Source organism: Sorangium sp. So ce302 (genome assembly GCF_051530145.1).
Lineage (GTDB): Bacteria > Myxococcota_A > Polyangia > Polyangiales > Polyangiaceae > Sorangium > Sorangium cellulosum_B.
The window spans coordinates 9,126,946-9,139,406 of the sequence record NZ_CP150326.1 but is presented as its reverse complement, the minus strand read 5'-3'; the positions used below and the strand labels follow the sequence as shown (position 1 = coordinate 9,139,406).

Genomic DNA, 12,461 nt, shown 5'->3' with positions numbered 1-12,461 from the left:
AGAATCAATCCGAAACGTCATCGTGCTGCGCGCATTAGATACTTGGGTGGAGAGCCGTCTACCGATCTCAATGAAGAGCTTGCGCGTTCTGATGGGCCGCCGGTCTGCGTGGCGCTTCCGCCGACACCAGGCGGCCTGATGAGCCTCTGTCGAATCTGTGCTTCCGTAGTCGAGCGCGGGCGTACGGTGCTCGTCGTTGATCTCAGCCCAGAGACCGCCGGAACATTTCCGCAAGGGCCCGGCCCAGGCAGGGCCATATCCATCTATGTCGCGGATGCTCTGCTACGCAAGCCGCCCGTGGTCCAATGGTCGAAGCTCGAGACAACTTTCGCGGCTACGCTCTGGAAATTGTGGTGCCGCCGCTCGCCCGTTGCCTTTTCTAGGTTCTGTGCATCTGGGAGCATGTTCCACCCGCAGTTGGCCAACCTTGGGCGTTATCATGCCGGACTCTTTCCCCGACGGGCAGGCAATGGGCTATTACCGTCGCTCTTTGACGAGCTCCTCCTGCGACAGCTATCGCAAGAGTGGCTCTCGCCAGTTAAAGTATATGCCAACGCACTCAACGCCGGATCTGAGCTCGCTGCATGGTTTCCACACACGGGAGATCTGTACATAGCCAAACGGCTCAATGAGTGGTATCGCCATACGCGAGGCCGTATCATCGAACGTCGAAACGCGCATCATCCGAGACCTTCCGAGATGACGAGATGGTCCTTTCGCTGGCGTGCGGGTAGCGAGGCGATCCTCGAGGCGCTGCCGAGTGTGCAAGCGGCTCCGCCTGTATCTATCGGAGGTGCTACCGCGTATGATCCTGACCACATATGGGCATGCCAATTTGATGCACGAGGCACACCTTACCTGAGCCGATTTGGCACCGTATCGTCGGGCGACAGCCTGGAATAGGGCGTATCGGATAGCGCCTGTGACGATGCGAAGTCCTTCGCCAGTGCGTCCGTTGCTGCTGGAACAATTCTCCCCCTGGCTGTTCGTCAACCAATGGATTTCGGACGCAGTCGACGCTCCGGCGACGAGTAACCACGGGACCCAAGGGTACCATGGGACCCTTGGGTCCCTTGTGGGTTCATTGATACCCTCGGATCGTAGGGTAGGGATGCCGGCGGCCGCGCCGGGCTCGCCGACGCCCGCATCGACCTCCGCGACCACGCCGCCGCGGAGGGGACGCCGGCGAGCTCGCCTCGAGCGGCGCAGGACGGTGCTATTCCAGTACGGCGGCCCTCGGTTGGGCGAGCGGCCTGGAGCGTCGGTCGGCTCACCGAGCGCGGTGAGGAAGCGGGCTCGTCGTCCGCCTTCGCGGGCTGTTGCGGCTTCGCAGGGCGCGGTCCGATCAGCTTGCGCGCCAACGTGGGCGGCTAGCAGACGCGAGCACCCCGCGTAGTTGACCGTGTGAAACCGCGGCGGCGGGACGCTGGCCGCGAGCCGGCAGCGAAACGGATCGTCAAAACTGAGGGACGGCACTGGAATACCGCTCACCTTGTGGACTCGAGAGAAGACAACAGGGAGACGAGGAGGCGGGGAGGAAGAGAAAGAAAAAATCTCCTCGTCTCCGTGCCTTCCTGTGAAATTTCTGCTCCTTCTCGGGTTTTCAGCCTGTTCGGCGCGCTAGGGTCTGTGCGGCGACCGCGGCTCCGGTTCGCCGACGGTTACGGTCCTTGGCGGCGGGGTCCGCGGCCGCGCCGTCGGTCCCGCGTCGCCCAGCCCCGCGTCTCGTTCGCGGCTGCATACGAGATGAATACGTCAATCGGGAAACCGCAGGAACCACGAGGATAACGTAACAGGAAGGAGCCAGGCGGACGAGCGGCGCGGGCTTTCATCAAAGCCTTTCCTTGTCATCCAGATGCTGGCGAGTCTGTACATCGAAGAGGGCTGGCCCCGAGGTGCAAGGCTTGCCCTCCGGTATCCGTCCTGTACGAGGGCCGGCTGCATCCGCACCGGTCGAATGGCATGGAGCGCTGGAGACGCCACCGCGTCGTCCCAGGCCGAACGCCTCGACGAGGCACCCGTCCCCGCCGGCCCTGGCCGGCCAGCGCGACCAATTTGCCGAGGGTGGGGAAGGAGACTTCAATCCTGTTCGTGGTAGGTTCACGCATTGCGCGCCTGCCCGATCGACGATGCAGCCCCGCTCGCATCCTTTGGCGGAGCCTTCCTCGAGCGCCGCGTGGACACGCAGGTGAACATTCTCGTTGATGGAGGCCCGATGATACGGATGAAGCTTCTTGGATTGTTGATGGCCGGCCTCTCGCTCGTGGCATGCGGCGATGGGGAGGGGAGCAATGGGGGCAAGGCCGGCGGCAACACCGGCGGCGGAAGCGACACCGGCGGCGGGACCGATACCGGCGGCGGGACCGACACCGGCGGCGGGACCGACACCGGCGGCGGAAGCGACACCGGCGGCGGGACCGACACCGGCGGCGGAAGCGACACCGGCGGCGGGACCGACACCGGCGGCGGGACCGATACCGGCGGCGGGACCGATACCGGCGGCGGAAGCGACACCGGCGGCGGAAGCGACACCGGCGGCGGGACCGATACCGGCGGCGGGGATGCTCTCGACGGCGAGCAGCTCGGCGAGCTGACGGCCGCAGAGGCCCAGCAGGTGTGCGACGACGTCACCGGGTCACTCGATCTCTCGAAGGAGGACCTGTGCGACCTCGCCGGGGTGCTCGCCAGCGTCGTGGATGGAACGGACTGCGAGACCGCCAGGGCGGATTGCATCAGCGCTCCGGAGGCGCCCGAGCCGACCGGCTCGTGCGACACGGCCGGCTTCGCGGGGTGCACCGCCACGGTCGCGGAGCTCAAGGCCTGCATGATCGCCACGGGCGACGCCTTCGAGGCGATCACGTGTGCGTCGGCCATCGATGACTTCTCGCCGCAACCCGCGGCGTGCGCGGCCGTCAACGTGAAGTGCCCGGGGCTCCTCGCAGGCGCCTGAGCGCTCGTGAGATCGCCCCTACGGGGACGGCGGTCCTTCGGCGTGCCCATGGACGAGCTGACCGGTCGCGTGATCTCGGCGCGCGATCTGCTCCCCAGGGAGCACGCCCGGCTGGCGGAGCACCTTGAGGAGCTCCCGACCTGGGACGCGCGCTTCGACCTGATCGAGCGGGCGCTCGGCGAGCGCGTGGACGAGGCGCGGATCGACGTCGGCGTGGTCTCGTGGGCGTTCCGCCAGATCGAGGAGCGCGGGGGCGCGGTCGACATGCGCGCCCTCGCGCGCGAGCTCGCCGCTGACAAGCGCCACGTCGCGGAATTGTTGCCGTTTTCGACTGGCCCCTGGGGTATAGCCTGTCAGCAGGATGGTCATCCATCTGCGATGATGGCTGGATGGCTGGATTTCCATCCGGCTGGATAACGGCTATCCCGACGCCCGGCGCCATGCCCGGACGCCGCCGTTCACACGGCTGTAGGGCTTATCGATACAAGGTCTGTCGTGAGTTGACATAGCCCATCATCGAATTCATTGTTGCGGCGCGCGGCCGAGCTGTAGGAGAATTGTTCCGTGAATGCGCTCGGCTCACGTCTCCACGGGTTCGCGCTGTTCTCCCTGATGCTCGCCCTCGCTGCCGGGTGCGGCAGCTCGTCCGACGACGCCGACGCCCCGGCGAGCGGCCAGGGCGACGACGAGCCGCCCCGGATGGTCGGGATGACGGCGGCCCACAACGCGGCGCGCGCCGCGGTCGACCCGCCCGCCGAGCAGCCGCTGCCCCCGCTCTCGTGGTCGTCCGAGCTCGCCGCGGTGGCTCAGGCCCATGCCGACAAGTGTGTGTTCCGCCACAGCGCGAACGGCTACGGAGAGAACCTCTTCGCGACGTCGAGCGGCGCCTCACCCGCCCCCGAGGATGTCGTCGGCTCGTGGATCAGCGAGGCGGTCAGCTACGACCTCGCGAGCAACGCCTGCAGCGGCGCCACGTGCGGCCATTACACCCAGGTGGTCTGGGCCGACTCCCTGCGGCTCGGCTGCGGGATCGCCAGCTGTGCGGACGGCTCACCGTTCGAAGGGGGCAGCGCCTGGCAGTTCTGGGTGTGCACTTACGATCCTCCCGGCAACTTCGTCGGCCAGCGCCCTTACTGAGCCGAGCACGCTGCGCGCCCTGAGCCGCCCGCGTCGCGCCCGCCCTGAGTGTTGACGCTCCCGGTAGATGATGGGTGGGGGCCGTTTTTCGCTCACGCAGGATGATGGCTCGCTCACGCACGCGATGGCCATCGCCCGCCCATCCGGTGCCCGGAGCCCCCGCCGGAGGCTCCGTCCGTCCGTCGCCCGTGCGACGTGGCCGCCGGGGCGCGTAGGGCGCGTCAAGGGCGGCGCAGCCGCCGAGCCCTGCGAGAGAACCCTTGACGCGTCCGAGCACCCCGGCACGCTCAGGACGCGATGAGCCGACCATCACGCCCGTGACCGGAGCCCGCTCACCGTCGCGATGGTCATCAGCCAGCCCGAGCGAGAAAGCATCAACCAGCTTGATTCTCAACAGATGACGTGGATGACGGGACGTGACGGGGGAGGGGCAGCCCGAAGTCCCAAGCCAGGCCGAGTCCCGGTGCACGTGCCGACTTGAAGCAGGTCTGGACTACGGGAGTATACTGGCTTGGGCTACTCTTTGCTGCTAACCCCTATCCTTCGGCGGCGTCGAAGTGGTCTCGTAGGGGGGCTTGCAGCCACCGCCACGCCGAGGGCAGCTAGAGTGCCAAGGATAGCAGCAGCGACTTCGCCCTCGCTGAGGTTGAGATCCTTGGCGTTCGTGAGCTGACGCGCAACAGCCTCGCGGATTGCCGGCGTTGCTGGGGTTGACTGCGGCACCAGCGCGGCACGAGCTGGAGCTCCACCACGGGTTTCTCCGAAGATCTTCTTCAGGATTTCGTCTGTGCTTACCTGCTGCTTCTCCTGGTCCTGACGAACCTGCCTGACCTCCTTGACGGTCTCCTCACGGACCGGATGATGTAACATCTTGCGTGCCTGCTCCAGGAATCTGTCACCGGAGTACATGTGAAGAATCACCTCGGCTTCCTTGTGTAGCTCGTTGCGAAGCGCTGGCAGCGGTCCGACTGTCTTGCCATCGATGCGTAGCCACCAGTCTTCCTTCACATCATCTGTGACGAGGATGACTGGCTTTTTGCGGCTCTTTGCTTCCTCGATGATCTGGAACCAGATGACCAGGTCTCCGTACTTCTCATCGCCTTTTTTCTGCTGTCTATCCTTGAAGCCAGGCGGTATTTCGTCCTTGTATCGCTCTTCTCCCTGCTTATAGACTTTCTTGAGCCGCTCCTGGTCCCAATCAGGGCCAACCTTGCCCTCGAACAGCCCCGCGATCCGCTCGATGAGGGCCTCGCGATCGGGGTGGCGATAGTCCTTGTCAGCTTCTTCGACGAATTTGTTCACCAAGGCTGACAGCTGTTCGGCCCTCGTCCTGTGGTCGCCTGCTCGCGACGACTGTCCCCACTTTTCGACTTGGTGCTTGATGTCGATGCACTTTCTGACCTGCTCGTAGCGCACCTCGTCGAGGTTCCGGTGGTACTCGCACGCCACCTGGTACGGGATCCAGATGCGGGGGGCCACCTCGGGCGAGCTCAGGAGGTCGAGGAACTCCTTGCGCGCCTCCTCCGAGTACCTGTAGACGTTCAGGAGCATGTTGGTGTCGAACACGAACATGCCCTCGGACCATAGAACCTTGAAGTCCTCGTCCTTAAGCGGGTAGCTGCCGGGGAACAGCTTTTTCATGGCTAGGGATCCTACCTGCCAACCACGCCGGTCCTCCAGGAATCAGACCGGGCTGTAGAATTTCAGACGGACTTACGGACGGGTCCGCTCGTTAGGTGGGTCATGATACTGTGCGCCATGTGCGTCATTGAAGGGAGCAGTACGGTCACCACTCGAAGCGGCGGCCATTCCAGCGGCCGTCCTCCTCGTAGCAGGGGCTTCGAGGTAGACCGAGGGAGTTCCATAACGCATCGAAGGCTGGACGCAGCCAGGTCGGCAGCGGATGTAGGTCCAGAGAGGGAAGCGGATCGATGTGCTCCCGGATGAGTACGTCCGGCAGCAGGAGGACATCGCGATCAATGGTATAGCGATCCCCAGGGCGAACAAAATGTCGTGACGGCTGAGGTAGCGTCGCTCCCTTCACTCCGATGAATGATACGGCGATCACGATTGGTAGGTCGACGCCGTGTCTCTGATAGAGCGGCAGGTGTTGCTTGAGTCCGTCGATGATGGTCCGCTCGATGTCCCAGGGAGCCAGGAGCGGCGTGCCCTCTTGGCCGAAGCCGACAGGCAATACCGCCTCGATGGCACCAGTCCGAAAGAGCTGCGTGTATGCGAACTGTGGACCTTCAGTCGACCCACTGAAGACCACGTAGCCATCGAAATTGAATCGTCCGCTCCACCCTCTGCTCGTCAGAGGACGGATCGACGGGTTGCCGTTTTCCCAGGCCACCAGGTCGACATGCGCATCAACTCCCATCGAGCTGAACGGGACCAAATGCAACACGAGCTTGGCCGATGTGTGCCTGAGCAGAGGCACAGGGGTCTCGTCGGCCATGATCCTCCCGAGGCGTTCATCTCGGAAGCGGCGGATCAGGGTAGGCATCTCCGCTGAGAGGAGGAAGGCCGAGCGGATCTCCCGGACGTCCATCGGCTGGTTCCCGCCGCTCCCGCGCGACCAGAAGCGGGTGTCCTTGTCCACGATGAGCATGTGGGGGGCTGACCAGCTCCGCGGGACGTGGACGACGATGACCTGCACCTGGGCAGGGTCTCCGAGCGCTTTCATCTGGAGCCCGGGGATGATCGGGTCGATGTTGGCGCGGGCCATGCCCTCCAAGCGAAGGATCTCCTGATCGGCGTTGATCCCCGGAAGGCCGACCAGTGCCGGACTCCCTGTGTTCTTCCCGGAGGCATCCTTGCGGTCCCCGATCCCGTAGATGATGTAGCCTCCGGCCGCGTTCGCGAATGCCGTGAGGTCCTTCACGAAGGACCTCTTGTCAGGATCCGCCTTACCCGGAAGCTCTACCTTGTAGTCGAGCTGGCGCCCCTCCTGGACCTCATCACGGACGAGGAACTCGACGTCCTCCATGGTGATTTCTGCGAACGGCTTGTTGAACACCATGGCCGGCATCCTACCCGGCCGGTTGGGCCGCCGTCACCCCAATGGATGGGTTGTGGTGTGACGTTCTACGTCCGGGTCATGACGCCGACGGTGGGCTTATAAGCACGAACCGTGCCATGTTACGGACCCCAGATCGTCGGGTGGAAATCATGAAGTTCCTGATTGTGTGCATGAGTGTAGATGGCCTCGGAGATCCGCAGGAATCTGGCCACGAGGATCCGCGGAATCGTGACCCTCACGTCCGCAGAAAAGTGACCGTGGCGCCCGCGGAAATCTGACCCCCGGGCGCCGCGGAAATCGCACCCGGCGTCGCCCGGGTCAGCGCCTCTTCGCTGCCGCCGGGGCAGGCGGCGCGGCGGCCTCTGCCGTCGGCTTGGAGCGCGCCTCGCTCATGGCCAACGACTCCTTCTGCCGCCACGAGTCAGCATCGATGTCGAGGATGTGGCAGTGCTGGACGAAGCGGTCGATCAGCGCCGAGACGCACGCCGCGCCCGGAAAGACCGTGCTCCACTGCTTGAATGGCAGGTTCGTCGTCAGCACGAGCGATCGGCTCTCGTGCCTGCGGCTGATGAGGTTGTAGAGCAGATCGGCGGACTGACGGCTGCACGGCAGGTAGCCGATTTCGTCCAGGATCAGCAGCGACGGGGCAGTGTACTTTCGCAGCCGTCGCTCGAGGGCCGGCAGCGACTCCTGCTTGAGCAGATCCGCGAGCGCGGCCGACAGCGTCGTAAAGCGCACGGTGTAGCCGCGCTGGAGGGCGACCATGCCGAGGTTTTGGGCGAGCATGGTCTTGCCGACGCCGCTCGGACCTCGGAGCAGGACGTTGTGCCCCTTGGCGACGAAGTCGAGGGTCATCAGCTCCTCGACGAGCTCACGCTGGATCGTGCGCGGGTGGTTCCAGTCGAAGCGCTCGAGGGGCTTGAAGGTGCCGAGGGTCGCCGCCTTGGCGCGCGCGGCGAGGTTGCGCTCGGCGCGCTCGCGGCGGGCGATGGCGGCGAGCTCCTCGAACGTCTGCACCGGCGACAAGCGCGCCGTGGTCGCATGCGCGATGAGCGCGAGCAGCGCCTCGCGCGACACGCGTACGCCGAGGGAGTGAATCAGATCTGCGACGTCATCGTTGGGCATCGTAGGACTCCAGGTCGTGGGGAATCACGTCGCGATCGGGGACGTGGGCTCCGAGATCGATGTCGATGGGGACAGGGCCCTCGGCGGCGCGGCGACGCTCCTCGCAGAGCACGGCGAGGGCACCGGGATCGTGGGTGCCGCGGGCGATGGCCTCGCGCGCCGCAGCGCCGAGGATCTCGACGCCGTACAGGTCCAGAAGGCGCAGGGCCTTGGCGGTCATGAAGCCGACGTTGCGACCGGCCTCCACCCAGCGCTCTTGCAGGATCTCGAAGCCGGGGATCGCGGCACCGAGCCGCTCGCGCCCCTTGGCCTCGCGCGCGGCGCGCTTGTGGTCGAGCAGCTCGGCACGGTGCTCGGGCGCCTCGATGACCTGGCGTCGTCCCCAGCAGCGCACGTGCCGCGCAACCTCGGTGCCGCCGTCCAACAGCTGCACGGTCGTGTCACTGGCCACGAGCGTCAGCGTCTTGCCGTGGTGGAGCGACGGCGCCGAGTAGCGGTTTCCGTCGAAGTGGACGAAGGCGGTCTTGTCGACGGGCACGGGCTGGACGAGATCCGTCTCCGGCAGCGGGTCGGGCAACGCGAGCAGCCTCGTCCTCTCCTCCGCGAGCACCTGGTCGATGCGCCGCTCAGGCCATCGGGGGTGCGAGCGCACGTTGGCAATCTCGTCGAGGAAGACGAGCAGCTCGGCGTTGCCGCGATCGAGATCACGCATCGTGCGCGCGGCGAAGAAGCGGTCGCGCAGGAAGCGAATCGCCCGCTCGACCTTGCCCTTGTGCTGCGGTTTCCGCACGGCGCAGAGCCGCGGCGCGACGCGGAGCTGACCGGCGACCGCGAGCAGGTCCGGGTGGAAGCGCACGGCGTCGCCGTGGCGCTCGAGGACGACGGTCTTGGGGTTGTCGAACAGCCATTGTCTCGTAGCGCCGCCGAAGTAGCGGCACGCGCGCACGAGCGAGCGGCGGAGCGAGCTCGCGGACAGGTCGAGCACGAGCTCGCCCCAGATCGCGCGCGAGTACGACAGGACCATGACGAAGGCCCAGAGCTGGCGCGTGCCGCCCGCGACGCGCAGCTTGCCGACGTAGGCCCAGTCGATCTGGGCCTGCTCGGCGATGAGCGGCTCGACGCGGAGGAACGCCTCGCTCTTGGGCGCCGGGCGCACGAGCCGGACATGCCGTCGCACCGTGCGCATACTGCCCTCGTAGCCGCGCTCGACCAGCATGTCGTACAGGCGCGTGGCGCGGAGCCGGGGATACTGTGTCAGCGTCTCGATCACGAAGGCCTCGTAGCCGCGCAGCGGCAAAGGCACCTCGCTCACCGCGGCATCCGCGTCGCGAACGACGGGCCGCGAGCGCGCCCCCTTGCCGAGGCCGAGCACGCGCTCGACGGTGTCGTGGTGCAGACCGAGCTGCGTCGCGATGGTGCCGACCTTCCAGTGCTCGGCGAAGTGTAGGCGGCGAACCTCCGCCTCCTTGGCCTGGTCGATCGTCATCGACCGAGGCTCCTGCGAAGGCGATGCTCGCCACGGAAGTTACCGAGTCCCGGCAGGCGTTGCCCGCGGCGGGGCGGGGCGTCCATGAAGAGAGGCTCGACGATGTAGTGCAGCGTCGCGCGCGCGACGCCGAGGCCGTCGCACAAACCCAGCGCGAACAAGATGTCCTCGGACTCCGCAGAAACGACAGCACGGACCCTCTGGTCGTGCCAGAGCGCCATCGATTCGCACAGCATCGGCCCGGCGAACCGATGCGCCGGTGTGGCCACCGACCGCAGCCGGGCCTTCATCACCTCGTCGGGCCCCTGCGTCAGCAGCACCCGCGTCTCCCGCGCTGTCGCGGAGATCGTCATCACGAGTTCGTCCATTCCTTGACTCCCGCGGGCCGGCGGCGGCCACGTCGTGAGCAGCGCCAAGAAGATGGGGGCCCCCGGGCGTCCTCCTGAGCGCGTTCTTTGAGGGGCGACAAACGAAGCCCCCTCAGAAAACTTGTCGAAGTCCTCCGAGGGGGCTCGCCTCCGAGTTGCCAGAAACGGAGGAGCCCATGTTCGATCAATTCACGCTCAAGGGCGAGTTCTTCGCGACGTTGGAGGCCCTGGACCGGGCGATCGCGCGGCGGGTTGCGGCGAGCCGGTGCCCGGCGTGCGGGGGGCCCCTGCACGCAGGCAACTACCCCCGCAAGCCGCGGGGCGCGCTCATCGCGCCGGAGGGCGAAGCGTTCGTCGTCCGCTTCAGCTTCTGCTGCGGCCGCGAGGGGTGCCGGCGGCGCGCGACGCCCCCGTCGCTTCGATTCCTCGGCCCACGCGTGTACCTCGGCGTCGTCGTGATCGTGGCGAGCCTCGCCGCGCAGGCGCTCGGCACCGCCGGCGCGCAGCCGACCGGCGTTCCGCGGAGGACGACGCGCCGATGGCTCGCCTGGTGGCGCGGCCCCTTCCTCGCGAAGGAGGTCCTGCTCGCGATCCGCACCCGGCTCGTCGGCGTCGATATCGGCGGGATTCCAAGGTCGATCATCGAACGGCTTCCCGGCACGGCCGACGAGCAGATGGGCACGATGCTCCACCTGCTCGCGCCGCTCACGACGGGCTCGGTCCTCGATGGATCTCGTTTTTTGAGGGACATCGCATGACCACGGCGCCACGCAGAAGATGTCATTCGGCGTGGATTCCGCGGTGAGGTAGGGTTTCCCCGCCCGGTAGGTCCGTTCGCCGACCGCGCAGGAGACCTCATGAGCCACGAGCACCGGACGCGCGCGCGCCCGCCAAGGGCCCGTCTGCGCCTTTCGATCCGGAGGAGGAATCGATGAGCCACGACGACCAGGCGCCCATGCGCCTGCGCTGGGCGCGGATGCGCTTCTCCATCATCAGCCACCTGCTCGCCTCTCCGCCGGAGCCCGGCGAGCTCGCGAGTCGGATCGCCGAGCTGGCCGCGAAGTCCTGGCGACACCCGACCAAGGGCTCGGTGATCCGGCTCTCGCCCAAGACCATCGAGCGCATGTACTACGCGGCGCGCAGCGCGGATGACCCGATCAGCGTGCTCGCGCGCAAGGTCCCGAAGCACGCCGGCTCGCAGCCGAGAATCACGACAGCGGTCGCGTCCGCGATCGAGAGTCAGTATCGCGATCACCCGCGCTGGACCTGGCAGCTCCACCACGACAACCTCGTCGCGCTCGCAAAGACAACCCCCGCGCTCGACCCGGTGCCCAGCTACACCACAGTGCGCCGTTTCATGAAGGCCCACGGCATGTATCGCATCCAGAGGAGGCGCCAAGGCAGGGCGGTCGAATCGGAGATCGTGCCGCGCGAGACGCGCTCGTACGAGCTGGCCTATGTCAACGCGCTCTGGCACTACGACTTCCACGAGGGCAAGCGAAAGGTCATCACGGCCAGCGGGGAGCTGAAGACACCCTATCTCTTCGGCCTGCTCGACGACTGCTCGCGGGTGTGCTGCCACGCGCAGTGGTACCTCGACTGCGAGAACACCGAGAACCTCGTGCACGGCTTCAGCCAGGGGATCCAGAAGCGGGGGCTGCCGCGCGGCGCCTACAGCGATCGTGGAGGTGCCATGAAGGCCGCCGAGATGCGAGAGGGGCTCGAGCGGCTCGGCATCGCGCAATATCTCACGCTGCCGAACAGCCCTCATCAGAACGGCAAGCAAGAGCACTTCTGGACGCTCGTCGAAGGGCGGCTCATGCCGATGCTCGAGGGCGAACCGAACCTCACGCTCGACTTGCTCAACACCGCGACCCAGGCGTGGGTCGAGCAGGAGTATCACCGCACCGTCCACAGCGAGCTCAAAAAGACTCCGCTCGAGCGCTACCTCGAAGGCCCAGACGTGAGCCGCCCGAGCCCCGACTCCGAGGCGCTGCGCCGGGCCTTCCGCATGGAGATCTCGCGCCACCAGCGCCGGAGCGACGGGACGGTCACGATCGAGGGCGTGCGCTTCGAGGTCCCCTCGGCCTACCGCGTGCTCGAACGTCCCCGGCTTCGTGTCGCGCGCTGGGATCTCTCCAGCGCAGAGCTCGTCGACCCGCGCTCGGGCGCGCACCTCGCCACGCTCTTTCCGCTCGACAAGGAGAGGAACGCGGACCGCGCGCGTCGCGCGCTCACCGAGATCACCGCGCCGCTGGCTCCGTCGAGGAAGCCGCCCGGCATCGCGCCGCTCCTGCGACAGCTGATGGCCGAGTACGCGGCCACGGGCCTGCCGCCCGCCTACCTGCCCAAGAACACGGAGGAGGATTGACC

The 12,461-nt window shown here is 66.6% G+C and carries 10 protein-coding genes; 5 read left to right on the top strand and 5 right to left on the bottom strand.

The window, feature by feature from the left end; all coding sequences use genetic code 11:
- Positions 1 to 2,224 precede the first annotated feature (2,224 nt).
- From WME73_RS34700 to WME73_RS34690, 3 genes are all read left to right on the top strand, one after another.
- A complete protein-coding gene (locus tag WME73_RS34700) occupies positions 2,225 to 2,950 on the top strand; it encodes a hypothetical protein (protein ID WP_437912328.1) in 726 nt (241 codons plus the stop codon).
- A 48-nt stretch (positions 2,951 to 2,998) separates the two neighbouring features.
- Positions 2,999 to 3,367: a hypothetical protein gene (locus WME73_RS34695; RefSeq protein WP_437740643.1), complete on the top strand. Its 369-nt coding sequence runs from the start codon at positions 2,999 to 3,001 to the stop codon at positions 3,365 to 3,367.
- Positions 3,368 to 3,514: 147 nt separating this feature from the next.
- The gene (locus tag WME73_RS34690; protein WP_437740642.1) at positions 3,515 to 4,087 is read left to right on the top strand and encodes a CAP domain-containing protein; all 573 of its coding nucleotides are present in this window, start codon (positions 3,515 to 3,517) and stop codon (positions 4,085 to 4,087) included.
- 516 nt (positions 4,088 to 4,603) lie between these two features.
- Here WME73_RS34690 and WME73_RS34685 read toward each other — a convergent pair.
- The 5 genes from WME73_RS34685 to WME73_RS34665 all read right to left on the bottom strand — a co-directional run bounded on the left by WME73_RS34685 (position 4,604) and on the right by WME73_RS34665 (position 10,088).
- Positions 4,604 to 5,728 carry a PIN domain-containing protein gene (locus tag WME73_RS34685; protein ID WP_437740641.1) on the bottom strand — a complete coding sequence of 375 codons (1,125 nt, stop codon included), beginning with the start codon at positions 5,726 to 5,728 and terminating at the stop codon, positions 4,604 to 4,606.
- Between the two features lie 145 nt (positions 5,729 to 5,873).
- Entirely contained in the window at positions 5,874 to 7,109 is a 1,236-nt protein-coding gene (locus tag WME73_RS34680; RefSeq protein ID WP_437740640.1) for an AlbA family DNA-binding domain-containing protein, read from the bottom strand.
- A 318-nt stretch (positions 7,110 to 7,427) separates the two neighbouring features.
- Positions 7,428 to 8,234, bottom strand: coding sequence for an IS21-like element helper ATPase IstB (istB, locus tag WME73_RS34675; protein WP_437741864.1), 807 nt, complete (start codon positions 8,232 to 8,234; stop codon positions 7,428 to 7,430).
- A complete protein-coding gene (gene istA / locus WME73_RS34670) occupies positions 8,221 to 9,720 on the bottom strand; it encodes an IS21 family transposase (protein ID WP_437741865.1) in 1,500 nt (499 codons plus the stop codon). Before istA ends, istB begins: the two co-directional genes overlap by 14 nt.
- Positions 9,717 to 10,088 (bottom strand): hypothetical protein, encoded by a 372-nt coding sequence (locus tag WME73_RS34665; RefSeq protein WP_437741866.1) that lies wholly within the window; start codon positions 10,086 to 10,088, stop codon positions 9,717 to 9,719. The genes istA and WME73_RS34665 overlap by 4 nt, the downstream gene beginning before the upstream one ends.
- Before the next feature lie 176 nt (positions 10,089 to 10,264).
- Here WME73_RS34665 and WME73_RS34660 point away from each other — a divergent pair, with 176 nt between their 5' ends.
- Positions 10,265 to 10,846 (top strand): hypothetical protein, encoded by a 582-nt coding sequence (locus tag WME73_RS34660; RefSeq protein WP_437912327.1) that lies wholly within the window; start codon positions 10,265 to 10,267, stop codon positions 10,844 to 10,846.
- A 173-nt stretch (positions 10,847 to 11,019) separates the two neighbouring features.
- Positions 11,020 to 12,459: an IS481 family transposase gene (locus WME73_RS34655; protein ID WP_437912326.1), complete on the top strand. Its 1,440-nt coding sequence runs from the start codon at positions 11,020 to 11,022 to the stop codon at positions 12,457 to 12,459.
- The last annotated feature ends 2 nt before the right edge of the window (positions 12,460 to 12,461 follow it).

Coding starts and splice junctions, on each gene's coding strand:
- WME73_RS34700 (WP_437912328.1), top strand. CDS start 2,225: ATGAAGCTTCTTGGATTGTTGATGGCCGGCCTCTCGCTCGTGGCATGC.
- WME73_RS34665 (WP_437741866.1), bottom strand. CDS start 10,088: ATGGACGAACTCGTGATGACGATCTCCGCGACAGCGCGGGAGACGCGG.
- WME73_RS34695 (WP_437740643.1), top strand. CDS start 2,999: ATGGACGAGCTGACCGGTCGCGTGATCTCGGCGCGCGATCTGCTCCCC.
- WME73_RS34660 (WP_437912327.1), top strand. CDS start 10,265: ATGTTCGATCAATTCACGCTCAAGGGCGAGTTCTTCGCGACGTTGGAG.
- WME73_RS34680 (WP_437740640.1), bottom strand. CDS start 7,109: ATGGTGTTCAACAAGCCGTTCGCAGAAATCACCATGGAGGACGTCGAG.
- istA (WP_437741865.1), bottom strand. CDS start 9,720: ATGACGATCGACCAGGCCAAGGAGGCGGAGGTTCGCCGCCTACACTTC.
- istB (WP_437741864.1), bottom strand. CDS start 8,234: ATGCCCAACGATGACGTCGCAGATCTGATTCACTCCCTCGGCGTACGC.
- WME73_RS34685 (WP_437740641.1), bottom strand. CDS start 5,728: ATGAAAAAGCTGTTCCCCGGCAGCTACCCGCTTAAGGACGAGGACTTC.
- WME73_RS34655 (WP_437912326.1), top strand. CDS start 11,020: ATGAGCCACGACGACCAGGCGCCCATGCGCCTGCGCTGGGCGCGGATG.